Below are 25,137 nucleotides of genomic sequence, written 5' to 3' on the forward strand. Positions count from 1 at the left end.
TTCATCTGACCGAAGAAGGCACCTGAAGCTTTACCTTTCACTCCATCGTCGGTAATGCCGTAGATATTTTTAAATCCACGAGCATTGTAATTGTCGAGATTGCAGCTCTTTTTAAAGACGCTCTTGAAAATCCCTCATGATCAAATTTTCCAACACATCTTCATGGCTTTCTGATTTTCAGAGCGCTGTAATCTGATTCCAATTGTATAGTTTTTCTCAAAGAGATCTATTGGACCTTGGGGCAATGGACTTTGGGACAACATCGCAAGCGTATAACCTTTAGCATAACAAAATATAGTGAATTTCGAGGATCATTGCAGACAATGATGAACCATCTAACAGTTAGGCCTGTGGCAATAATTATGCTGTGTAAAATTCCCTGAGAGTGTTTAGAGGAAGCTGGTGTATTCACACGGTACAGGCTCAGAACAACATCACCAGATGTATTTCGCTTAAATGATTGCTATGTTGCAAAAAACTTCCAGTATGCGATGAAATTTCTCATATCATCAAACAAGGGGGGGAAGTGAAAATACAAGGAGAACGTAAGCCACGATTGCTTCGTGAATGCTGATTCGATTGTTTCATCATGACCAAACCATTCAAACCAATTATATACCAATTGAAAGTTGTACTCCTGGGGCAATTATTCACAAAGCTGAATTCAACGACCACCTTTTATCCAGAACCCACTTGCATTTATATCTTTCCAAAGTTAATCTCCCAAAACTATTCGAAGTTAACCACAAATATATAACTTAGTATCAGACCAGATTGAAGGGAGGCTTAGAAAATGACGAATAATATATTGTCAATAGTTTTGATAACGCAGTTGTTTTTATTGGGAACAGTTGCAGGTGCAGCTGAACTGCATGAAGGAATCTTGGGATATCGGTGGGGTGAGAGTGTATCAAGATCTGCCGAATTATCAAAACTGGGTGAGAAAGGTGAGGTCATTTATTACACCAAACCAGGAGAAACATATACTATCGGTGACGTCTCGACTGAGAATGTAATTTACGGGTTTTACCAAGATCAGCTTTTTGGAGTATATCTAAATATCGACTCCATTGAGGTGTATGACAAACTGTTAAATCACTTAAAATCTCTGTACGGGCTTCCAGCAACGAAAACGAGAATAGACAACTCCTTAGTTTACAAATGGAAACAGAAAAATATCATTATTAAGCTGAAAGCCGATGAACCTATTCGGAAAATGAAGCTGGCATTTTATTACCAGCCATTATCTAGTCAACTAAATGCTCAGCAATGGGAAGAACTTGACACTTCTTCATTCCGTTTTGTTCCTATAGAGAAAGATAAAAAACCTGAAAAGTTAATTCTCTTTGAATTTTAATAAAAAACCTGCGTAAGCTTCCCATTAAAAGAGACATGTTAAAATGAGAGCTTTCTGGCCAAATAAAGATTCCAGGAGGTTCTTATGAAAAGGTCATGTTTCACAGAAACGATGATTATTTCCATCCTCAAAAGGACTGATGCCGGTATTACAGTTAAGGACGTGTGCAGAAAGCATGGCATCTCTGACGCCACATATTACAACTGGAAGTCAAAATACGGTGGCATGAGTGCTTCTGACTTGAAGCGCATGAAAGAGATGGAGCATGAGCTTGCCCAGCTCAAACGAATGTATGCAGACATGGCTCTTGAGAACAGAGCATTAAAGGATCTCATTGAAAAAAAGCTTTAAGGCCGCTTGAGAAAAGGGAAGCAGTTTCGTTTTTTAACTGAAGAACACCAACTATCAGTAAAGCGTGGTTGTGCTTGTATCGGGTTGTCTCGAGCGGCCTACTATCGGCCTTTCAAAGGGCTTGATGATACTGAGGTTATAATTGCTATAAACGAAGTGACTTTCAAGCACCCCCGTTGGGGATTTTGGCTCACGTTCAAAACACTAAGAAGAAAAGGTTTTTGCTGGAATCATAAGCGTGTGTACCGGGTTTATTGCAATTTAAAGTTAAACCAGAAACGTCGAGCTCAAAAACGTATTCCACAAAGAGTAAAACAACCGCTCTTTGTTCCTGGCAGACCTAATCAGGTGTGGTCAGCTGATTTTATAAGTGATGCCCTTTATGCCGGTAAACGATTTCGAACATTTAATGTTCTGGACGATTTCAACAGGGAAATCCTGGCGATAGAAATTGATACATCATTGACTGGCCGACGGCTCATAAGGATCTTCCTGCGGTTGCAAGGGTTCCGTGGTCTACCAGAAGTACTAAGGGTAAATAAAGGCCCTGAATTTCTATACCATGAGCTTGTAGATTGGGCCGGATCTGCTGGCATGAGAATACAATACATTCAACCTGGTAAACCAAACCAAAACGCATATGTGGAGCGGTTTAACAGGGCCTATAGAAATGAAGTTCTCGACCTTTACCTTTTTGATAACCTTGAGGAAGTGAGAGAAAAAACATATTGGTGGATGATCGATTACAACGAAGAGCGATCCCATGATTCACTGGAGGACATGACACCAGCTGAATACATGGAGAAAAGAGCTGAAAGCCCTAATTTCGAACTGTCTACCTAATGCGGAAGCTTATGCCTCTATAAAATAAGCTCTTTCAAAATTTCCAAATAAGTTCGATCTGGTTCATATTGAGGCTATCGTTGCTATCATAAAGTTCGGCATTAGATTGATGCAAGTATCTAAAACCTAATAAAATATGTTCTGTTAGATTGATCCTGAAACCAAGCGTCCCAAGAAAGAAGAAAGTACCTCCCAAATCGTATTCACCAAAAATGTACTCACTCATCAGGCCAGCACCGAATCCAGCCAGCAGATGGAATTTTTTGTCAGGCGAGGTAGACTCAGCATATCCTAAGACCGAAGGCTTGAATGCATTTTCCCCTTCGCCATCAAGAGCACTTAACGAAACCTCACAACCTGATTCCAATTTCCACCCCGATGCGAAATCATACGACCAAGGCAAATCGAACGATACATATGCATCGTACTGATCTAGATCCGCTCCTGTGAAAGTGTTTCCATAGCGAATACCGATATCTCTCAAATCGGCAAAACAAAATTCACTAGTAACTAACATCAAGCATATGGCAACACCAACAGATATTAGTCTATTACAAATCATTGTCCTGTTCCTCTTATCCTGAACGTAACACCTAGCCCAAATATTTCATGAAAAACTTGCCGGAGCCGATATATGTCTCATGTTTTCTTATAGTTAAGATGTAGATGGGTGTTCTAATTGCTGTTACACTTTGTACCTGAGCAGAAATAACTGGCTCCTGTAGTTTTTCACCCTTCGGGCGAACCGATATGGCCCGCTATCCTTCGTTGCAACAGGGAGTTGCCTACTCAAGTAGTGCAATTCCCTGTGCACCTTGACTAGCAGGCCATTTCGGCTCGTGAAATATCCGGACTAGTCACAATCAACTGAAAATAATATATAAATTAGGTGTTATAGTAATATCGTTTTTTCAGTTTTGGGTCTATTGGACCTTAGGGCAATAGAGAGAAGTGATCCCGGTTTATTAGACAGGTCGTGAGGGCGGGGTCCTAACATAAAAAAGGACTTTATACATGAAAAAGAGACGGAAGTTTTCTGCAAATTTCGGTCACGATTGCTCAAATGGCTTAATATTTATTTTTTCGGCTAGACGAACCAATTCCGCAACGGATGAAACCTTTGTTTTTTGCATTACGCGACTTCTATGGACTTTTATGGTTTTTTCACTGGTACCCAGTTCATAGGCTATCTGTTTGTTGAGCAGACCTGCGATGACCCAGCGCATTACTTCTTTCTCCCGAGGGGTTAATGTCTCGATAAGGGCCTTAATCTCTTTTTTCTCTTCCTCTTCTTTCATTTCATGAGAATTGCGTTTTATTGCATTATTTATTGCCTTTTGGAGAGCTTCTGGTTCGAAAGGTTTTGGCAAGAAATCAACAGCCCCTTTTTTCATGGCCTCGACACTCATAGGGATATCACCATGTCCGGTCATGAAAACAATAGGGAAATGGTATCCCTTTTCTTTCAGTAACTCTTGAAGTTCTAGTCCGTTAATATCTGGTAACCGTACATCCAACAGAATACATCCCGGATATTGAAGCGTGTTCTCTGATAAAAAAGCAGTGGAAGATTCGAACGCAATAGCCAGGTATCCAAAGGTCTGGACCAATCGTATCATACTCTTTCTAAAGGAATCGTTGTCCTCGACAATATAAACGGTACCCTTAGAATAATCCATCGTGATCTCCATCAGATAAAGCTTTTAATATTAAATAAAATATTTAACCGGCATTTTGACTATTTGCCGTTTATTACAAACATCGTGTTGGCTATGAGCATAGAGCTAAGACATAACCCAATTATTTCTTGTCATCACTTAAGTGAATATAGAACGGACCGATAATTTGATCAATACTGAATTTTCAACTCCTAAACCACATCATAAAGAACATTGATCGTAAGTCTTATTTATGAGTTCAATTTGGAAAAATAGAACTCATTCATATTGCGCTTATATTTTTTTGAGAAATATATGATCGCATGGAACATCTAGTATTTTTCGCTAACTATCCAGTATGTTATGAAATGTTCTCCGTTGTTCGTTCATCCGATATTGCCCCAAGGTCCAATAGCTCTCTTTAAAAACTAACTATACGCTACATTCTAACATCCTGGAAAACAGGGCGACTAAGAATACGCTGAGCAACGTTAAACGCAGGGGTTCTACTAGAGCGTCCGAAAAATGCGCTGTCTTTTTGACAACCAAAATTAATAGACAGATGGGGTTTACAGAAGAATAAGTACACCGCCTGCACAAGTGGCTAGCGGCTGATCAGCACGTAGTAAATTATATGCAGTGTCATGTAAACCCCAACTTCTTTCCAGGGCAATGATTAAACGAGGACGTGGAAACCTCACCCATCAAAATACAGGAGAAAAAAAAGATGATTGGGAGAAATGTTGTGAGATATGTTCTGGCTATTGCTACTCTAGCACTGCTGCTTTCAAACTCAGCTCAAGCTTCAGAGGATGAAACAATGTTAATGAAGCAAATGTCTGAGCTTAGAAACCTTATCGAGATGCAGCAGAACCAACTGGATTCACAATTAAAAGAAATTCAAAATCTCAAGAATCAACTTGATCAGAACACCAAAGCAATTGTTGCAAAGGATGAGAACGCTGAAGATGCCGATTCAAGCAAAATGCTTACCTCAAGCTTGCCAAAAGTCAATTTGAGTTTGTATGGACATGTAAACAAGGCTGCTCTTTTTGCAGATAATGGAGATGACAGCAGTTGGTACTTTGTCGATAATGACAACTCCGACACGCGTTTGGGGCTTAGAGCTGCGGTTGAGAAGTTTGAGAATTGGAGCATAGGCGGCAGGATAGAGTATGGGATTGTGTCTAATGCATCAGATGATGTCAACCAACTCAACGACAGTAATGCGACATCTTCCAACTTTCAGTTGCGCTGGGCAGAAGTCTCAGTTGAGCATGACACTTTTGGTAAAGTATCATTGGGTAAAGGGGATAGTGCTTCCAATAATAGTGCCGAGGTGGACCTTTCCGGCACTGATGTTGCTGCATATTCTTCTATATCCGATACGGCCGGTGCCATGTTGTGGTACGACAATGCCACTGCTACTCTTACAGATCTCGAAGTAGGAGATGTTTTTAGCAATTTTGATGGCTTGTCGCGCACAGACAGATTACGCTATGATTCTCCAACATTTGCCGGTTTTTCTTTAGCTTTGTCGGCTTCTTCCGGAGACGCGTATGATGCAGCAATTGTGTATAACCGGAAATTTGGTGAAACAAAAGTAGCTGCTGCACTTGCTGCGGCTAATCCTGGTACCGACACAGTTGATATGATTTACAGTGGCTCAGCTTCGATTCTTTTTCCTATAGGCATAAATGCAACTGTTTCGGCAGCAACACAGGATTTGGATATGTCGGATCGTGAGGATCCTGTTAACTGGTATGCAAAACTGGGATATATAGCAAAATTTACCGAATCTTCCACCACGGCTTTCTCAGCAGACTATGGCGAAACAACCGACCTCGATGCTGACGGTGACACCGGGAAGACATTTGCTGTTGCTGCTGTACATAATCTCCCTGACTGGGGAACCCAGTTATATCTTGTCTATCGTCTTCACCAGTTAGACAGAAGCAATGCAGATTATGAAGACATCAATGTTGTTATGACTGGCGCCAGGGTGAAATTTTAATGAAAAGAATAGGAAAATCTCTGCAGACAGGACTAATACTTGCCTGTCTGCTGCTTACTGCAAGTTGTGGTGGCCAATCGTTTGTCTATCAACCGACAAATGACATTCCTCCTGGTCCAGGTCTTTTATCTGGAGAGGATGGAGAGTTCAATCTTTTTTCAGCTGGCGGCCCCAAAAATGAAAAGCATCACGATTCAGGAAAAAAAGAGATCAGCAAATAAGAAAATCTTCAGCATATAACAAGAATCGCTTTGCTCGCTGTTGCTCACTTGACTCCACTGCCCGCCCCTGTCGAGCAGGCAATGATTTACTTTTCATGATCCTGGAGATACTCGGAGATTTCCCCAACAACCTAATATTTGGTGTAAATTGCATGATTCTCTTTTTTGCCAGCCTGGTCAACCATAAAGGAAATAGCCGTCGGAGAATGGCTATTTCCTTTCAATATTCATGTGTTAGTTTAAGAGCAGTCTTCCATATATCAAAGAATGGGATGTGATGGGGGAATAATGCATGCCCTGTCATCATGTTTTCCAAGATTACAGTGTTTTATGCGATAATTGGCAAACAATCCAACCACCTGAAATCTCATCTCAAAGCTCCTTATACGGATAACCTGTCGCAAGGCTGATCCATACTTTTCCTGCCGTGATCCTGGTTCCTGCACCAACTTTTGTATTTTTAGCCTATTCGTATCGCACTGTGCTTTGGTCATTTCAATTCCGGTTTGACAAAGCCGTCGTAGGGCATGAATAAGAATGTAGGCCACCGATGAAATATAGAGTCGAACCAGATTACAGTGCATCTTGCTGGTACTGGTTTGATCTGCGCAAAGCATCACTGAAAAAGACCTGTTGTATATCTTTGTTGTGACACCATTATTAACTGTTTGCTGCCATGAAGAAACTATCTTTGCAGACAGAGAGTGAATGCCAGAAAAGACGTAACAGCAGTTATCAAATGGAAAACAGAACTTTAACACAAGAGACTCTTGGATAAGGAAAAATGAGCTGAATAGTATAAAAAGATCAGTGTTTCATTGCTTTTATATTGCGCCGCTGACACGCATTTCATTGTCATAAAGATCCGGTTTGATTCACCCTCCTATCTCGCCAACTTCTACTGATCTGGTTAAGTACATGTGTATCAATGTAAATTCACCTACTAATGCGTAATTACAATACCTTAAAACCATGTTGATGTTGCCCTAAGGTCCAATAGATTTCTCAAAGAAAAAAAGAGTAGATTGATAGAAACACAAAGTAGTTCATAGAACTCTCGTGTTTAGACGTTTTGGGGAGCAAGTATCCATTGTAGCGCTTTTAAGCAGCGATACAACCGGCGCTGGTTTAATTGAAAAACGCTAAAAAGTGTGAGAAAAAAAATATCAGCGTACTTCAGCTAAACACCTCATCATTCAGATATTAGAAGAGACCTGTAACAATCGACCTCAGCCAAACGTATGCTGGTGTTTGCCTTTGCACTTGTGCTGATCTTGGTTTCAGGCCGTAATGTTGTATTACGTAAAACAACAAAAGATAAGGAGCAAATCAATGAGCACCAAAAACTACAGCTTTCTGCCCGGCAAGATTTACCGCCAGCCCACTCACTTCGGTCCTCAAGCTGGTCCCCGTCAAGGCCCGGATGGGCGATTGTTCGATGAAGAGAACAAGGAATGGCCCAAGCAGACGGACTGGATCGTGAACTTTCTATCGAACGAAGACCAGCTCGCGGCGCTGTGCCCTGAAGGCTTTTCTCTCGTTGGCGAGCCTGTCGTAACAGTCAGTCTTACCGACATGCGTGGAATACCGTGGCTTGCAGGACGCGGTTACAAGATGCTCGGGGTCAGCTTTAATGCTTACTTTGAAGGCAAAGAGGACAAAGCCATGGGGCCGCTCCTTACTGTACTGTGGGAGAATCTCGCCGATCCGATCGCCTCGGGACGTGAAGAGATCGGGTTCTCCAAGGTCTACTGCGAGCTCCCCGACCCGTGGGAATTCGATGGAACTACTCGTTTTGCTGCTAGCTGGCTGGGCTTTACCTTCTTCAATATGGAACTCACGGACATGAAACCGATCCCCGTAGCGGAACCGGCAGCTCCGGACGTACCCGAGGGCGTTGAACTGGGCCTGCTTCATTACAGATACATGCCAAAGGTTGGAGAATTTGGTACCGCGGATGCCTCCTATCCTGTGATCACTCCCGCCGCCAATCCAAACGTCAAGGTCACGGAGATGTTCGCGGGCAAAGGCACTATCAAATTCCATAAAACCCGGTGGGAAGATATGCCGACCCAGTATCATATCGTCAGCGGTTTAGCCGCGCTCGAGATCAAGGAGTACCGCGGAGCGATGATCCGGCACTACTCCGGAAGCAAGGATCTGAGCGATCAGCGTATCCTACGCTAAGACTTAACCAAAAGGTAGATACTATGTTTAATCCGCTTGAACTCTTTCTTCTCATGTGGGCCGTAATCGGTCCGCTAAAACCGACCGTGATTCTCGCAGCCGCCGCGACGAGTTCAGGCGCAACTGAGGACGAAGTTCGACCCATCGCCTTGCGGGCAGTCGTGACGGCTGCCTCAATCCTCGCTGCGTTCATCGTCCTGGGTGAATTCGCGCTCGACCTGTTCAAGGTGTCCATCCCTGCCTTCCAGATCGGGGGAGCGATAGTACTGCTCGTATTTGCTCTGCAAACCATCGTGGAGGACCCCGAGCGCGCCAAAAAGGAGGGCAAGGGTGTTGCTCTGTCACCTAACATAGCAGTATACCCGCTGGCTATGCCCTTGATGTCCTCGCCGGCAGTCCTCATACTCATCATCAGTCTGGTCGGAGCGAGCGATGGGTTTCTCCCTCTGATTCCTCTCGCTGCCAGCATTGCGGTGATTATGCTGATTGATTACGTATTCATGCGCAACTGCCTGCGGATCGCCCGCGTTCTGAGCCCGGCGGTGATGCTGACCCTTGGAAAGATTATTGCCATTTTGCTCGTCGGTCTTGCGGTGGAGCTGATGTTCGTGGGCCTCAATAGCTGGGGAGTGATTACGATTGAGGGACTGAAGGCCTCCGGTTGAAAACAAGGCTTGGGGCTACTTTTAGTGAAAAAAACAATAAATTCGAACAATACTTACAACCAATAATCACCAGGAGAAATACTCATGTCACAAGAAACAGTAGCTGTTGTCGGTGCTGGTGTCATCGGGTGCAGCTACGCGGCTTCGTTCGCAGCCAAGGGGTATCGGGTCCGGATCTTTGACGTTCGGGATGACTACGAAAGCATAGTCCGGAAGATGCTTCGAACCCAGCTTTCTGAGATCCCCTCGACCGACGTCGACGTGGCCATGGAGCGAGTCTCCTGCCTTAAGACACTCGAGGAAGCGGTCAAGGATGCTGATATGGTTCAAGAGAATGGGCCTGAAACAGTCGACTTCAAGCAGACGATGTATACAGCTCTTGAAAAGTTCTGCGATAGTGAAACTCTTTTTGCCTCTTCCAGTTCAGGTATCACACCCGAGGTGATCGGCGCGAAGATGAAATCTCCGGAGCGGGCCATGATCGGCCACCCCTTCAACCCGCCCCATGTGCTGCCTATCGTCGAGGTGTGCGCCGTGCCAGACGCACCTGACGAGTTGGTCGCACGTCTTATGGATTTCTACGAACGTGCTGGCCGCGTCGCCGTAAGGCTGAAAAAGCCGATTGACGGATTTGTCACCAACCGTCTGCAGTATGTCTTCCAACGAGAGGCGATCCATCTCGTCAAAGAGGGCGTTGTCGACATGGAAGGTCTGGACAAGATAGTTATGGCCTCGCTCGGCGTTCGCTGGGCCTGCGTCGGACCTTTCCTGGCCGGTCAGCTTGGCGGGGGCGACGGTGGAATGCGTGGACTCCTCGAAAATATATTCGCGCGACTCGACGAGCCGATGGGGCTGCAACCGCTCTCGACAGAAACGCTGGAGATGATTGAGGAGCAAGGTGGAAAGAGCTACCCGCTGAACAAGAGCGGAGAATTCGCGATGGTGCGAGATAAGCGTCAGCTATCAGTTCTCGAGGCGCTGGAGAAAAACCCATTGCCCAAGGCAGATTAAAATCGAATATCCAAACAAAGGAAGGTTATTATGAGCGACAAAATCAAAAGAGTTATCATTACGGCAGCAGCGGACGGAATTGGCAAGGTTATCGCCGAGGCGTATCTTAAACTCGGCCACAAGGTTGCCGTTTGCGACATCAACGAAGAAAAAGTTAAGGAATTCGCTGCAGAACATCCAGACAGCCTGCTTTGCGAGGTTTGCAACGTTGGCGACGATGCCGATCTTGAATCCTGGCTGGACAACGCGCTGAAGTTCCTCGGCGGCTGCGATACCCTGATCAATAACGCCGGCATCGGCGGGCCGACTGCCAATATCGAAGAGATCTCCATGGACGACGTGCGTGCCGTCCTGAACATCGGGCTTGTTGCCCAGTTCCACTGCATTGGCAAGGTTTTACCGGGTATGAAGGCGCAGAAGAGCGGGCTCATTATGAATATGTCATCAGTTGGGGGCATTCACGCCTTTGTACAACGCACGCCGTACTCCGCCTGTAAGCGGGGTGTGCTCGGGCTGACAGAATCGCTAGCAGCCGAGGTTGGCCCCGACAATATCCGCGTCAACTCCATCTGCCCCGGTGCCATCATCGGTGACCGTCAGAAACGCGTCATTGAGGCGGCAGCTAAGGCAGAAGGAAAGACCATTGAGCAGGTCACCAAGGAACGCGCCACCGTCAACTCGATGCGTACCTTTATTCCGCCCGAAGACGTTGCCGGTTGTGTGCTCTACCTGGATAGCCCCGTCGGAGAGCGGGTCAGCGGCCAAGTGATCGCCGTCGACGGACACATCCCGTCCTAGACAGCGGTGGGGGCGGATAAGGTTGATATTCATCCGTCCGCCCCGTTTCGAGAGTGAGGTCCCAGCGTGCGATATGCATGGGACGCACCTATAACTGGCGAGAAGCAACCCTTAATTATACGTAAACAAAGACATTCAAGCAGGAGACAACATCATGAAAGCAGTAGTCGTTACAGGAGTCAATGAGTTTGGAGTTGAGGATCTTGAATTATTGCCTCCGGGTCCCAAGGAGGTGCGGGTCGACATGAAGGCCTGCGGCCTTTGCATGTCGGATCATCACGTGATCAGCGGCGGTCTGCCGACACCACTACCCTGTGTATTAGGTCATGAGGGTGCTGGCGTCATCGCCGAAGTTGGGGATCAGGTCACCCAGTTCCAGGTGGGCGACCACGTAGTCCTTAATTTCAGCCCGGCTTGCGGCACATGCGTGATGTGTAAGCGTGGCTTGTCCAACTTCTGTGCCTCCCACCCTCTCGAGCAGCAGATGGCCGGAGTGTATACCGACGGCACAACACGACACAAACGCGCCGACGGCTCTGCAGTGCAATCTTTTTTAGGAGTGGGGTGCATGGCTGAGGAGGCCGTGGTGCACCAGGACTGCTGCGTGAAGGCAGATCCTTCTATCGACATGAAATATGCCTGCGTGGTGAGCTGCGGCGTTATGACAGGCGCCGGTGCATCAATCAATACAGGTCAGGTTCGGCCGGGAGATACCGTGGCGGTATTCGGCTGCGGCGGTGTTGGTCTTAACGCGATCCAGGGTGCACGTATCGCCGGAGCTCCCATGGTCATCGCCGTGGATCTTTCGGCCAACAAACTTGATCTGGCAAAGAAGCTGGGGGCCACCCACATGATCAAGGGTGACGAAGAAGACGCTGTGAAAAAAATCCACGAGATCACCGGTGGTCTTGGTGTCGACGTCGCCATCGAGTGCGTAGGTATTCCGCCGCTAATTCATCAGGCCTATGCCTCAACCAGGCCACTTGGCAGGACCGTAACCGTCGGTGTGCCGGCGCCTGACAAGGAAATCAAACTCAATGCTTTTGAACTGACAGCCACCGGCAGGTGCATGTGCGGGCATAAGGCCGCAGGCAGTGGCGCGAACAGCGGTCAGTTCATCTCATCGCTGCTGGGTCAATACCAGGCCGGTAACCTCGACCTCGACACCCTGGTCAGCCAGACCTACAAGATTGAGGATGTACACAAGGCCGTGGAAGACCTGCTTGCCAATGCCAACGCTCGCGGAGTGTTTGTGTTTGATTGATAGCGGTAATATTAATAAGCCATCTCCAACATTCGGGAGACAGCCTTCGCCGCAGCCATGGTAAAATCACGTACGACCATGGCGCGGTAAGGTGAGTTTTAGCTACCTGCAGCATCGACAGATCGTTTGAGCGTGCCGATCCGATCACAAAGCGAGGGGAAAGCCAATAACAACACACACTGACCTAAACCACGCGGAGGCCCAATCCTCAGTCGCACTCACCGAGGCGCTGGAAAGCCTGCTCCAATTTGGAGCTGCGATGCTGCGTGCCGGCAATACTGCGTTTCGTGTGCGGGACTGGATGCGAGTAGTCGCGGGTCGTATGGGCCTCGACGCGCTGACGGTGCGGTTGGCTCTCGACAGCATCGTTGCGAGCGCCCACCGTGGCAGAGAGCATGCAACTATGGTGCACGAGATCGACTCTCCCGGCGTCAATGTTTGGAGGATTAGCGCCCTGGAAGAAATTGCGAGCACCAACCAGTCTGAGATAACACCAGGCGAGTTTGCCACGAAAATAGCGGCAATCGAGGCGTCGCCCCCGCTTTATTCAATCGCCCAAACCTGTACCGCAATCAGCGTCGCGTCAGCCGCGTTTGCGTTTATCAACGGCGGAACCCTCCTCGAAGTGGCGGTTGCGGCTATCTCCGGCGGCACCGGCCAATGCCTGCGAACGCTGCTATTGCGTCGGCGGTTTAACCAATACGCCGTCGCAGTACTGTGCGCCATAGTCGCAGCCAGTCTCTACTGCCTCATTGCATCCGTGTCGGCCTGCGCTGGCTTGGGCGTCGCGCGGCATGCCACCGGTTTTATTTCCTCGGTTCTTTTCCTTGTTCCAGGCTTCCCTGTAATCGCGGCTCTTCTCGACCTGCTGCAGCACCAAACGGTCATCGCTCTCCAACGGCTCGCTTACTGCGCAACGATGATGGTGGTCGCAGCGATTGGCCTTTGTGTCGTTACCGCTGTTTTCGGGTTATCCATCGATCAACCGCCGCCGCATCAGATTGAGGAGCCGCTGAAGATCTCTCTGCGTGCCCTCTCCAGCTTCGGAGGCGCCTGTGGCTTTGCGATCCTCTTCAACATTGCAACACGCACCTTGCCCGTCATTGGCATACTCTCGCTCGTAGGCAACGAACTCCGGCTGGCGATGCACGATGCCGGCCTGATGCTGCCTGCGGCGACGTTTCTCGGCGCACTCACCGTGGGGCTGCTGGCATCGCTTGTACGCAGGCACTTCAACGCCCCGCGCATCGCGCTCACGACCCCCGGGATCATCATGATGGTGCCTGGCTTCTATGCTTTCGAAGCGATTGTGTTATTCACCCAGGGCAGGATACTTCCCGGGCTGAACTCGGCAATCCTGGTCGGTTTTATTGTAGGCGCACTGGCAGGAGGCCTGGCAGCGGCACGTTTTTTAACGGAGCGCAAGTGGCTCAGGGAATAGGAGCTATACATGCCCTTCAGGAGATGACCTCTGCTGTCATCTCCTGGCACCAATCTGGACAGGGGAATAGCCTATAGCCTATAGCCTAACAGCTACCCCTCCCACAAAAACGGACATACGATTGGTGTATCCGGCGTTTCTGCTGATCAGGCAGGACGAGGAACGGGCAAAAAAGTCCAGGATTCTTCTGTTCTTTTACACATTTTTGCGCCGGTTAATCCATGGGAAAGACCGCAACCAACCTTCCCGCAGCTAATCCAGCACTGATTTCATCCTTTTCCTCACTGCTTCAAGATTGCTCCCGTCGTAGCGAATGGCTCTTGGGTGTTGGAAGCCGTCGTTCGCAGGTTGCGCTGGTAACACACCCAGGCCATCAGCATGATGGGTCAGCCATGCTGAAATAAATTTAGGGGAATCATCGACAAGAATACTGCCATAAACGAGGCTTTTATCCTCCGTTACGGTAATTTTCACCGACCTGCCGATGTTCTTATGACACCACTGGACTTTCTCTGACCAGGCCGACGGTGTGTCGTGTGGCCCCATGGTGAGAATCTGAACATGAAATCCCAGCTCTTGGGCCGCCCGCATGAGATCGAAGCCAATCTTCAGCTTCGGAAGGTTGAGCCACCACCCGGTTTGGGCCTTGATCAGATCGAGCCTTGCACCGAAATATTTAGGCGCCTTGTTATCATGAAGTGCGTACTCCGTCTCGTTCAGTCCCTGGAGTCTTTTTAAATCCCGCCGCATCCTGCCGTCATAATCGGCCAGAGTGCCGTCCATATCGAAGAGGGCTATACGATGTGTTTTCATTAATGGATTTCCTTCTCAAAATGTCGCACTACTGGGATTATTCGGTCAAAATGAATGTTTGATGCATTCCCCGCAGGTCTCTGCTCTTAGCGAACTAATTCAATCAGAAAGAAGCCTGTCGGAGAAAGCTCCTTCCCGCATCTCTGCGTTACTTCGGAAAATGCCTTCACCTGAGGAAAAACAGTAAGCATCCGATACACTCCTCTTAATTTCAGGAAATTCACCACCCTTCACAAAACCTTAAAAATCAATTTGTAAACGCGTTCCGAGGGCGTATGCAGTATCAACTGATGGAACAGTTGAGTCGATAACCTGTGCGTTAACGCTCAGGTGAATTGCAGGTGTCACCTCAAAGTTGTAGAAGGCCTCTGCGGCATGCTCGAAACTGTCAACCTCGATACTTAAAAAATCAAGGCTACCTCTCATGTCGCTGGAGATGTGTGTGCCACTCCAGCCAATCCCCCATTGATCAGAGTCTCTGCCAGGAATGAGCATGCCATATCCGCCAACCCCAAAGCTATAGAACTGATCGATTACATTGCGATCTGCAGGTGCCCACCCGGCACGACCGAAAATGCCGAACCCAACCGGGGGCAGGCCTTTGCGCCCTGTATCAGGATTGCCGTCCTTGACCCAGAGATATTGATCGAAGTTCAGCAGAAGCGTATAATTCTCCGATTCATTCGCAACCGGCACCTCACCAGTGATCGAACCGATAAGTTGACGCGGACAGATGTCGAACTTTAATATTTCTTTATTGCTGTAACCGGCAATGATGCGATAATTGCCCGGCAGGTTTTCGCCGAGTGTCGGCGAAAACTGGTACTGCAGACCGAGTGTATATTCTCCGTTGAAATTGTCGAAACCGGTAGTCGTCCCGTTACCGTCACTCTGGATACCGATAAGGGCGACGGTGTGCTTTTTGCTGGGTGTCCAGACACCACCCAAACCCAGCGATGTATAAGGAACGAATGCTCCCAGGATGGGATTGTTTACAAGCCCCGTGGACAAGAACTGGGTATGCTCGTTATTGGCGAACAAATTGTTATCGGCCAGACCGGCCCAATTTACTTTTCCCGCGAGCACAAGAAAATCGGCCGGCAGTGCCTGCACCAGATAGAGTTCAGGCAAAACAAGTCCCTCATTTTCTCCTGGCGTCGGCATAGTGGCATCGAAGTTGGGGGGAAGAAGGTTGCCGGTGTCGGAGTTGATGCTTTTGTCAGCCTGCCAGGAGCTTTCAGCATGCAGAAATACAGCCCCGCCGGACCAAAGCCCGGCCTTGCCGGTGTCGAGCGTCAACCAGTAATCTGCAGTTCCGTTGTACCGGGCGTCTCCATTATCCTCCCCCCCAGACATATTTCCTTGTAGAAACTGGGTCACGGACATGTCCAGGTATATTCCGTGATCAGTCAACGTATCTCGGATACCGCCCAAATCGTCGAACAGAAAGCTGCGCTCAGAGAGATCTCCATTAATCATGTTTGGATCACCATAAAATTTTTGATAGCGTCGTAACTGAAAATAGAGCTCCGGTGCCACTTCTGAGAGAGCGATTTTGCCCGATGACTCGTTTTTTTCGACTTGTGCCGTTTCTTCCGCTATTGATATCTGCACATCAACGCTTCCAACAGCAAATACTGACACTAACAACCATATCACTGTTTTCAACATTATCTAAGTCTCCTTCTTTAGTGTGGTTCACTTGGGTTCTGAGCTGGCACGAAATTCTCTTCTGGTACAGTCGACTGGCCGTTGACAAGTGAGGGGCACTGCAAAAGGATCTCGAGCTAGCAGCAGCCACCGTGTTTAATCACGACGCACTGGTTCAGATAATGGACATCAGCAGGCGATACTGGGATGTGTTCTTCATTAGACCTGAGCTGAGAAACACACATAGTGCGACATGCCGACCACACCAGGAAAAGGATCGGTAAAGGCTCGTGCCAGATGACTGTTGCATGAGCAGCCTGGTTAAAAATACGTGCATCATCCATTACGATCCGGGCTAAACAATGCCTTGGCCAGCAATTGATCCCGTCCGTAAATATCCGCATAAAAATAGAGCATGTTCTCTGTAGTATCCATATACGCTGTGTGATACAAAATGTAGATCGGCATGGGGCTAACAGTAGATCCTCAAATCTTTTTATCGATATGTGCAACCGTTTGACTCAATCCCTCAGATTAAGAGGAATCACAACTATTTCATTTACTATGGCTGAAAACATGACACATTTCTATTGGACTTAAGGTTAATATCATCAATGAAACAAAATCTGTAGACCACGTAATCGGAGCCTGCAGGTTTTGTCTTGTCAAATTAGAGACTGTTCTTGTAAACACTGATGCTCGAGTGCAGAAAGCCAAAACAGTGATCGCGCAAAGTCAATCATTGCAAGGCGAGAGTCACTTTTAACGATTGTCTTTCTATAGATGTGCTCGCGAAACGCATGAGCAACCATATGAATCGGCACTTCCCAAATGCATAGATTGATTAATGACGAAGGCTGTGATCTTGCCCACGTCAATTCAGAGGGACATGGCCAAATCCGAAATGAGAATAGATCTAAAGATCTTTCTCATTATTGGCTGTTGTTCTCCCCTAAGTCTGTATAAAGTGTGTCAAAATACGCCTTTTTGATTACGGCCATAACAATTGCCGTTGTCCAACCGAACATGATAATGCCGTTGGCAGCTTCAAAGGAGGTTAGAAGCCTCCATTGTTCAGCAAGCACTATGTCTCCATAGCCAAGTGTAGTGTAGGTGACCATTGAAAAATAAACGGCTTCCTCAAAACCTTTAACCGCTCCAAACGCCAGATAGGGGATTGCCCACAACAATACCTCCAACAGTGAAAAACAGAACATGATAATAACAATAGCTGCAACACCAAAAGCACGTCTATGCAATAATTGATCTCTTAGCATACCCGGTTTTAATTTAATCAGTCGTATTGACAGCATCATTCCTGCTGAATGAACGACTGTCGTTATCACTATCATCACAATGGCAATCGCAACATTGAACAGCATCTCATCACTCTTGTAATTATTTGTTCCAAATTCTCATGATATTATTAATGCTTTTCGCAACACCAATATACCGTGAAGTAAAGGGCCTTTGTCGTTTTTTGCATATCATATTAATGGGTTGAACAGATGCGCCGTCACAATGGCAGCAATGAGTCCCAAAAAAGAGACGACAAGCAACGGCGGGCTCTTTTAGAAACGCGACTCGTGCAGGCGCTGCCAGTCTATGTGTTCAAGTTCGACCACCACGCCGCGGATAGCACCCTGCAAGCCTCGACAGGAACCCAGCAGGCGATACACGCGTTGGCCTTCCTCCCGCGTCAGATCCGCATCGCCGAGAAGTTCCTCCACGACACGCTGCAGGTCATCCCCGGCCTGATCCAGTTGGTCCCTGCAGCGACTGCTATTGAAAACCGCTGGATCCTGCGCGAGCTGCTCCATGGATATCGCCAGGCTCGTGTGCAGGTTGTCGCCCCAGGAACGCAGCTTACCAATGCGCTGAAGATGCATTGCCTCGCGATGAGCCTCCTGCAGATCCCCAATGCGATGGCTGAATAACTGCATGCTGCCCAACAACGCCTCCAGGTGCTTGCGGTCCGCGTCTCCCAATGCTGCTCGAGACAGCACCGAGGCCCAGACTTTGAGTCGTGACGGCAAGGCGGACAATTGATGCCTGTGAAACCCGCGGCGCCAGCGGTACAGACGATTGCTTTGGCCCGCGACGGCAAGGTCCCTCAGCAGGAATGCGGCACTCTGCCAATACCGCCGAAACTGCGCACGCAGCCGATCCTCGGGCCTGAAGGATATAGGGAAGCGCCATGCGATAGCCATGAAGGTCACGAACAGCACGCCCACTATGAGAAAGTTCGCGAACACCAGGAAACTGTAGACCTGCTGGTTGTCGGCACCCATGATCAGCACCAGCATGGTCATCCACAAGCCTCTCGTCATCTTTGCCCTGGGATCACTGTAGATGTAAGCCACGGCAAAAATTGCCGCGAAGAGAAAGCTGCCGAACTCCAAGAAACCGGACAGGTGCGGCATAATGAACATATAGAAAACACCGCCGAACAACCCGCCCAGGACGACCGGTTTGTACATCATTGTCGCCTGCGCATGGGAGCTCTGGCCCAAGGCCATTGAAAAGGCATTGGTCAACGCTACAGTCGCCACTACGATAGGAACTGCTTCCACATAGATGACCGCCAGGAACACCAGCCACAGCGCGGTGGTTTGCCGGATCGTGGTGCTGAGCCGGTCCAGGTCGATGGTCCAGGGTTCAGGCTGCTCACGCGGACCATTCTCATACTCAGTGCGGGGTTCGCCACTGCGAATACTGCTGGCGCTGTCAAACAGCGACGCCGCGAGGCTTCCAACGGCCAGCACACGGTCTCGGCAGGAAACCACCGCAGCGCGCTGAAAGTACGACAGCTCGCCCATGGCTTGCTCATCAAGCGGCAGCTCCAGCACTTTCCGTTCGTGCAGCGCCGGCTGGCCAGACATGAGCCGGTCCACACCCTGGAAGCAGATCTCCACCCCGGCGATGAAATTGTCCCAGTCGGGTATGTAGCGCCGCAGGTCGAGACCCTCGAATTCCTCGAAACCCGAATTCCAACGATCAAACGCCATGTGCAGCGCCCGAACATTGCGAAGATGACTGGACCAAGCGCCGGCCATGAGGCGAACATCCGGATTGTCGTAAGCTGCCCCCTCGAGCTTGCCGCCCAGCGTGGGAAGTTGCGTGGCCACCTTTGCCATGGGTTCCTGCAGGCCTCCGACCGCGGCCTTGCCCACCAGCAGATGGATATAGCCACTGAAGAGCTGGTGCTGCAAGCGGCAAATATCCCGCACGGCATTGACGAAATCTTCGCCGCCGCGTCGTGGCCAGACCAGTACCGCCACCAAGCTGTAGACGATGGCGCCCAGGGTGGTCTGCTGGACCCGTAGGATCGCCAGGTCAAATGTGGCGGGCCCGACCAAGCCGCCCGATTCGCCGAGGATGGCGATGATGGGCAGGTTAAAGCCGGCATTGAACCAGGCCGATTTTCGCAGAGAACCGCCGGTCATGTGATAGCTGCATACGGCGATTATTGCGCTGAGGCTAATAAGGAAAAGCCAGCGATCCTGCGGGAACACTGAGACGACAAGCAGCGCCAGACTGGCACCGACGGCCGTGCCCATGATACGATCGATGCCGGCATTAACCGATTCGCCGGCTGTCGCCAGGCTGCAGAAAATCACCGACAAGGCTGCCCAGAACGTCCTGTCCCAGTCCATCGTCAGCGAGATGCCGTAGGTGATCACCATCGCCAAGGCGATCTTGAAAGACTCTTTTGCTTTTGTGGAAATTGTCATGGTGTCTTTAGCTGGTTCGGGGTTTACACGGCTCAGCCCCACTGACAGACGTTACACTACTGGCTTGTGCCATCCTGGTCACCGCTGTCCAATGTACCGTCCCAGTAACCAGTTCTTTCCAGCATCTCTGCTTTGGTTCTGGCAGGCAACATATCCACGGGATTGTTCTGTTTGCGAATTTCCCAGCCTCCACCCAGTGCTTTAAAGACACGGATAAGATTGGTAGCTGTCGAACCGCGTGCCTCTGCGAGCAAGTCCTGCTGTCCCAGATTGTCTTTGAGGATGCTTATCAACCAGTTGAAGGTAATCTCTCCCTCCTTATATTGGATGGTCGCCGTATCAACCGCTTGTTGTGTTGCCTTGGCTGCTACACGGTAATATTTGAGCTGTTCATGGGATTTCAGGTAGGCGACAATGGCATCCTCTACATCACCCTGCGCCTCCAGCACCGTATTGCGGTAATCAACCAAAAGCTGCTGAAAAAGGGCGTCCTGCAACCTTACATTGCTCTTTAAACGACCATAGTTGAAGATGTTCCATTCGAACATGCCGAACAAACTCCAGATCTGGGCATCGTTGGTAAAGAGATCACCGCTGTTCATGGCTTCTGTACCGATTGAGCCGCCAATGGAGAGATGCGGGTAGAGTTCTGTTATAGCAAAACCGATCTGAGAGCTCTGTGCGGCAAGCTGGCGTTCGGCTAGACGGATATCAGGCCGACGTCGCAGGAGATCCTGTGGCATTCCTATCGCGATGGTGGCTGAAGTCTCAGGAATATCCTGCCCTTTACTGAGCAGCGCAGTGAAATTTGCTGGCGGTTCACCTAAGAGAATAGCCAGACCGTTGTGCAGCTGCTGCAGCGACGTTTCAAGTGCAGGCACTGATGCTTTGGTGTTATTCAACAGACTCTCTGCCTGATTCAGGTCCAGCCTGCTCACTTCACCCGCCCTAAATTTAGCTTGTGCGATGCGCATGCTCTCTTCCTGCAGGACAATGTTCTGTCTGGCAACGTTTAATCGCTGCTGATTGGTCCTGATCAGCACATAATTCTGTGCAACCTGGGAAACCAGGGAAACGAGTATGCCGTCATAACTGGCAACGCTGGCATCAAGAGCCGCCGACGCCGAGTCGACCTGATCTTGGAACCGACCCCAGAAATCGATCTCCCAACCCACGTTGAAACCGATACTGTAATCGTTGAAGGTCAGACCCGTTTGTTTCTGACGCGAGGCGGAGCCGGTGGCCTGTTGCTGTTGTGGAAACTGGGAACCTATGGCAATTGCCAGCTGTTGTTGCGCCTGGAGCACTCGAAGCGCTGCCGATCGAAGGGTGAGGTTCTCATTAAAGGCCATGCCGACCAACTGGTCCAATTCCGGATCACCGAAAGCATCTGACCACCACCGGTCAGTAGTCTGCTGGTCCGTGTCCAGCTTTCGGCTGTCCATCTCAATCCAGTTTTCTTCCACTGGAGCCTCAGGATACTTATACTCGGGTCCGATGCTGAAACAGCCACTAAGCAGAAAGGGCAGAAGCAGTGTGCATGCTAGAATAGGGTAACGTATCATTGTCCTCTCTCTGCTGATTTATCGGGTCGGGTTCTAACCAATACCGAGGCGGTAGTACCTACTCGTAACCGCACATTTTCAGGGGCCTCATCGAGATGTATTCTCACAGGCACCCGCTGGGCAAGCCGTATCCATTCAAAAGTTGGGCTGATATTTGGCAGAAGGTCATAACCGGTACTGCCATCCTGCTGGGAGATGCCCCATCCCAGGCTGTCGACCGTTCCCTTAAGAGTCTGATCAGGATAGGTCATCAAGGTGACCATGGCTTCATCACCTTGCTGAATATTGGCGATCAAGGTCTCTCTAAAAAAACCCTGCACCCAGTAGCTGTTCACATCAATCAGTGCCAGGGCCGGCTGATTTGCCACGGCGTTACTGCCAAGTCGTAGGTTGAGGTTGGTAACATAGCCATCTACAGGAGCCTCCACTGTGGTAAACTCAAGATTCAGTTCGGCCTGCCGAAGGGCAGCACGTGCCGCCCGGATGCTGGCATTGGCATCGCCAAGCTTGCCCACCTTTGCCTTGGCTTCATAAAGAGCGGCTTCCGCCTGGCTTAAGGTAGCCTTGGACTGGGCTAACGCAGCCACGGCACCTTGATGCTGTTCAACAGCAACCTCGTAATTGGCCTTTGTACTCTCCACTGCTTTCTGGGAAGTGGCCTGTTGCGGCAAAAGCTCCTGCTGTCGTTCATATTCCGCCTTGTTTTTTTCAATCACGGAATTAAGCTGACGCACCCTGCTGTCTGCCTGCAGCACGGCGGCCTTTGCTGCTTCGACCTGAGCCTTTGCGGCCTGAATCTGACGGAGGCCGGCCTCATAGCTGTCACTGGTCCTATCAAGATTTGCCTGTGCCTGTTCGTAGTTTGCTTGAAAAGTTCGTGGATCGATGACAAACAATACGTCCCCTGCTTTTACGAACTGGTTGTCTTTTATGGGAAGCGATACAATAGGTCCGGAAACCCGTGAGGTTACCTGGATAATATCAGCCTGAACCTGCCCGTTACGCGTCCATGGGTTTTGAATATAGTCTTTATATTTAAAGAAGATAATGGCGGCGGCTACCAGCACAAGAAATCCGGTTGTCACAGTTTTTAGCGATATTTTCATGAGTCACACCTTGATAATAAAAGTACCTATTAAAATTGTATAAATGATTGTCAGTGCCAGAGACGCGAGTGGAGGATTTGCAAAAAAACGCGAAAGACGATAGCGATTGAGCAGCTGAGTGGTCACGCTGCTGGCCGTTAATCCCAAAATGCCAGCAACAAGCAAGGGCGGCATATAGATCCCGCTGATAAAAAATTCATGGGGTACAGAACTCATAATTCATCCTTATTGGTATTCAAAATCGTTCTTCATGCCAGGGTTGCCAGTTAATAGCGGCGGAGTTTTCGGTATAGCGGATCATGGCATCAGAGACCCCTCTGCAGGCCCCAACTAATCGATAACAACTGGCGCTGTCCTTCTCGCTTTTCAAGAGATTGCCTTTTTTATCAAGCAGAGATTCAATCCGTTCCTCAAAACGCTTGAAGGCCTCGGATATATCCCTGCGAAATTGCGCAACCCTGTCGGTGCCTGGTGCTGTTGCCAGAATGGCAAATTCCTGAAGCATTACTTTGTGCCAATCTTCAAGAATCAGCTGTGCGTCTTGCTCCAGACCCGGCGCGTGAGAAGTGTTTTGCTCTTCAAGCAGTTCCTGCATACGGTAGCTGAGAGTCAGCATACTGAATTGCACAGCCTGAATCTGCTGCGGTGTAGTTCCCTGCAGATTTCTGGAGTCAATGAACATTATCCAGCTTGAAATCTTCCGGGGCATTGTCTCGATCTCACGGAGATGATAGCTGTAGAGTACGCGCTGAAACCATGACCGGTGAGCGGGTGGGATCTGGTTGAACCCGGATATCAGCACCCGACAGCTTCTAAAATAGCGGCGAAGCAGGCATAAAAAAACTTTTTCGGGTCGATTTGAGAAGGGAACATGTACACTGTATGTGGTGATAAAAACTGGTATACAAAACATCAGGGTCAGGGTAGTTACCAGCAGTATACTGTAGCTCTGATGATTGGTAACAGTCGTCATGGTAAAAAACAGGGCCAGTCCGGCAGCCTTGCCGAGCATCTGTTTTGGTTCGGAGAACACGTAACAGAAGCCGAAGACGCCAGCAAAAAGAAGGATAGACAGTCCAAAAAATGTGGAGAGATGAGGCATGATTACGGCATAACTCACTCCTCCAACGACAAGACCTATGACAAGAGGCGGATAAACAAATTTCATCGGCAGCTGGGGTACCGTTACCACAGCCAGTGACAACGACCCTGTAATTGCGAGAAGATTATAACCGCCAGGCAGGGCATCGATATAAATGACAGCCAAGAAGGCCAGCCACATGTTCAGCATTACGAAAAATGCGCACTTGAGCCCGTCGGGGTCGGGGAGAAAACAGCCGTTTGTTTTTGGTGGTTCAGGTATCTCCACTGGATGATCTCCCCCGCGAATATCGCTGACGATGTCATAGAGTGTTTTGGTGAGCACGAACAGCTCAGTGAGCCGGGCATGGGTACTCATCAGAGCTGCCTTCTGTAAAGGCGGTAATGTGCGCACCACATCGTCCGCCAGCCTAGTCGTCATCGCCACCGGCCGCTGCTCAGAAACCTTGCCGGTAAGCATGAGATGAATTTGGCTGAGGCGCATATTCAACTCGGCGGCGGCATCATCGAGATTACTTGTCAGCCTGTGCAGATCAACACCCTGTAAAGCGTCCAAACTTTCCCAGAGGCGCTCCATTGATTCCGTCAGTTTCTCGGAAAAGGAAGCGTATCTCCGCCATTGATAACGAACTTCCCAAACCTCGTAGGTGTCGCTGATTGCCCCTTCCATAAGATGATTGAATGAGGATTGAGCCTGCAGCACCTGTGTTCTTAAGATCTGTATCTTTTCACGCTCATCCTCTCCGCTCAAGGATTTGAGTAAAGCCGCCAGCATTTGCTGCTGGGTTGAGGCAAGCGTATCCGTCACCTTGGCAAACAACGGCTGCGAGCTGACCGGCCAGAGCAGCAGGGTGACCACAGTGTACACAAGTATGCCAAGACCGGTCACCTGGGTACGGTTCATCGCCATATGGAAACCATTGGCCGGATCTGGGCCTACGGCTCCCAGGACAATGGCACAGACAAAACCGCTCACCTGCCAGAAATACTGATGCCTGCTCCTGGTCATCCTATAGGCGCAGAATCCAAGGTACATGGTGAGCACGATCATAAACATCCATCTTTCCTGAGGATAAAGACCGAGAATAAAAAGAGTGAATGCTGCGCCAAACAGCGTGCCCAGAATACGCAGGACAGCCTTGGTAAATGACTGACCGATCGTAGCCAGACTGACAAATGCCACGGCAAAACCGGCCCATTTAGCATTTTCCCAGTCCAGGGACAGCGCTATACCAATGGCAATAGTTGCCGCCAGAGCTGTCTTGATGGCTTCTTTTGCCCTTCTGGAAAGTTTCATTGTGTTGATATCAGCGCCATTTCATGGCTTCCTTGTATCATTTGCGTTTACGAATTCTCCA

Annotated in this window: 20 protein-coding genes and 1 pseudogene; 10 read left to right on the forward strand and 11 right to left on the reverse strand. The window is 49.0% G+C overall.

The window, feature by feature from the left end:
- Positions 1–793 precede the first annotated feature (793 nt).
- Both GA520_RS16750 and GA520_RS16755 read left to right on the forward strand, forming a co-directional pair.
- Positions 794–1,357 carry a hypothetical protein gene (locus tag GA520_RS16750; protein ID WP_163338504.1) on the forward strand — a complete coding sequence of 188 codons (564 nt, stop codon included), beginning with the start codon at positions 794–796 and terminating at the stop codon, positions 1,355–1,357.
- Between the two features lie 84 nt (positions 1,358–1,441).
- Positions 1,442–2,551: pseudogene (locus GA520_RS16755) on the forward strand (IS3 family transposase).
- A gap of 34 nt (positions 2,552–2,585) precedes the next feature.
- Here GA520_RS16755 and GA520_RS16760 read toward each other — a convergent pair.
- Both GA520_RS16760 and GA520_RS16765 read right to left on the reverse strand, forming a co-directional pair.
- A complete protein-coding gene (locus GA520_RS16760; protein ID WP_163338503.1) occupies positions 2,586–3,113 on the reverse strand; it encodes an acyloxyacyl hydrolase in 528 nt (175 codons plus the stop codon).
- A 487-nt stretch (positions 3,114–3,600) separates the two neighbouring features.
- Positions 3,601–4,230 carry a response regulator transcription factor gene (locus GA520_RS16765; protein WP_205749289.1) on the reverse strand — a complete coding sequence of 210 codons (630 nt, stop codon included), beginning with the start codon at positions 4,228–4,230 and terminating at the stop codon, positions 3,601–3,603.
- 706 nt (positions 4,231–4,936) lie between these two features.
- On the opposite strand from GA520_RS16765, the gene GA520_RS16770 reads away from it, so the two are divergent.
- Positions 4,937–6,223, forward strand: a complete 1,287-nt coding sequence (locus GA520_RS16770) for a porin (protein ID WP_163338501.1) — start codon at positions 4,937–4,939, stop codon at positions 6,221–6,223.
- Positions 6,223–6,444, forward strand: a complete 222-nt coding sequence (locus GA520_RS16775; RefSeq protein WP_163338500.1) for a hypothetical protein — start codon at positions 6,223–6,225, stop codon at positions 6,442–6,444. Before GA520_RS16770 ends, GA520_RS16775 begins: the two co-directional genes overlap by 1 nt.
- 260 nt (positions 6,445–6,704) lie before the next feature.
- On the opposite strand, the gene GA520_RS27215 is transcribed toward GA520_RS16775, so the two are convergent.
- Positions 6,705–7,061, reverse strand: coding sequence for a transposase (locus GA520_RS27215; RefSeq protein WP_370362723.1), 357 nt, complete (start codon positions 7,059–7,061; stop codon positions 6,705–6,707).
- Positions 7,062–7,776: 715 nt separating this feature from the next.
- On the opposite strand from GA520_RS27215, the gene GA520_RS16780 reads away from it, so the two are divergent.
- The 6 genes from GA520_RS16780 to GA520_RS16805 all read left to right on the forward strand — a co-directional run bounded on the left by GA520_RS16780 (position 7,777) and on the right by GA520_RS16805 (position 13,810).
- Positions 7,777–8,631 (forward strand): acetoacetate decarboxylase family protein, encoded by an 855-nt coding sequence (locus GA520_RS16780; protein ID WP_163338498.1) that lies wholly within the window; start codon positions 7,777–7,779, stop codon positions 8,629–8,631.
- A gap of 23 nt (positions 8,632–8,654) precedes the next feature.
- Positions 8,655–9,296, forward strand: coding sequence for a MarC family protein (locus tag GA520_RS16785; RefSeq protein WP_163338497.1), 642 nt, complete (start codon positions 8,655–8,657; stop codon positions 9,294–9,296).
- 84 nt (positions 9,297–9,380) lie between these two features.
- Entirely contained in the window at positions 9,381–10,307 is a 927-nt protein-coding gene (locus GA520_RS16790) for a 3-hydroxyacyl-CoA dehydrogenase NAD-binding domain-containing protein (protein WP_163338496.1), read from the forward strand.
- A gap of 30 nt (positions 10,308–10,337) precedes the next feature.
- On the forward strand, positions 10,338–11,105 hold the full coding sequence (locus GA520_RS16795; protein ID WP_163338495.1) for an SDR family oxidoreductase: 768 nt from the start codon (positions 10,338–10,340) through the stop codon (positions 11,103–11,105).
- Positions 11,106–11,259: 154 nt separating this feature from the next.
- Positions 11,260–12,369: a zinc-binding dehydrogenase gene (locus GA520_RS16800; RefSeq protein ID WP_163338494.1), complete on the forward strand. Its 1,110-nt coding sequence runs from the start codon at positions 11,260–11,262 to the stop codon at positions 12,367–12,369.
- Positions 12,370–12,628: 259 nt separating this feature from the next.
- A complete protein-coding gene (locus GA520_RS16805) occupies positions 12,629–13,810 on the forward strand; it encodes a threonine/serine exporter ThrE family protein (protein WP_163338493.1) in 1,182 nt (393 codons plus the stop codon).
- Positions 13,811–14,062: 252 nt separating this feature from the next.
- On the opposite strand, the gene GA520_RS16810 is transcribed toward GA520_RS16805, so the two are convergent.
- From GA520_RS16810 to GA520_RS16845, 8 genes are all read right to left on the reverse strand, one after another.
- Entirely contained in the window at positions 14,063–14,623 is a 561-nt protein-coding gene (locus GA520_RS16810; RefSeq protein ID WP_163338492.1) for a hypothetical protein, read from the reverse strand.
- Between the two features lie 240 nt (positions 14,624–14,863).
- Entirely contained in the window at positions 14,864–16,294 is a 1,431-nt protein-coding gene (locus tag GA520_RS16815) for a carbohydrate porin (protein ID WP_163338491.1), read from the reverse strand.
- Between the two features lie 911 nt (positions 16,295–17,205).
- Positions 17,206–17,655 carry a potassium channel family protein gene (locus tag GA520_RS16820; RefSeq protein ID WP_163338490.1) on the reverse strand — a complete coding sequence of 150 codons (450 nt, stop codon included), beginning with the start codon at positions 17,653–17,655 and terminating at the stop codon, positions 17,206–17,208.
- 189 nt (positions 17,656–17,844) lie between these two features.
- Complete coding sequence (locus GA520_RS16825) at positions 17,845–20,007, reverse strand: FUSC family protein (RefSeq protein WP_163338489.1); 2,163 nt, start codon at positions 20,005–20,007, stop codon at positions 17,845–17,847.
- A gap of 56 nt (positions 20,008–20,063) precedes the next feature.
- Positions 20,064–21,572 carry an efflux transporter outer membrane subunit gene (locus tag GA520_RS16830; RefSeq protein WP_163338488.1) on the reverse strand — a complete coding sequence of 503 codons (1,509 nt, stop codon included), beginning with the start codon at positions 21,570–21,572 and terminating at the stop codon, positions 20,064–20,066.
- Positions 21,569–22,678, reverse strand: a complete 1,110-nt coding sequence (locus GA520_RS16835) for an HlyD family secretion protein (RefSeq protein WP_163338487.1) — start codon at positions 22,676–22,678, stop codon at positions 21,569–21,571. The genes GA520_RS16830 and GA520_RS16835 overlap by 4 nt, the downstream gene beginning before the upstream one ends.
- A 3-nt stretch (positions 22,679–22,681) precedes the next feature.
- Positions 22,682–22,894 (reverse strand): DUF1656 domain-containing protein, encoded by a 213-nt coding sequence (locus tag GA520_RS16840; protein WP_163338486.1) that lies wholly within the window; start codon positions 22,892–22,894, stop codon positions 22,682–22,684.
- 19 nt (positions 22,895–22,913) lie between these two features.
- Positions 22,914–25,076, reverse strand: a complete 2,163-nt coding sequence (locus GA520_RS16845; RefSeq protein WP_163338485.1) for an FUSC family protein — start codon at positions 25,074–25,076, stop codon at positions 22,914–22,916.
- Between the last annotated feature and the right edge of the window lie 61 nt (positions 25,077–25,137).

This window comes from Desulfopila sp. IMCC35008, from assembly GCF_010646885.2.
Taxonomy (GTDB): domain Bacteria; phylum Desulfobacterota; class Desulfobulbia; order Desulfobulbales; family Desulfocapsaceae; genus Desulfopila.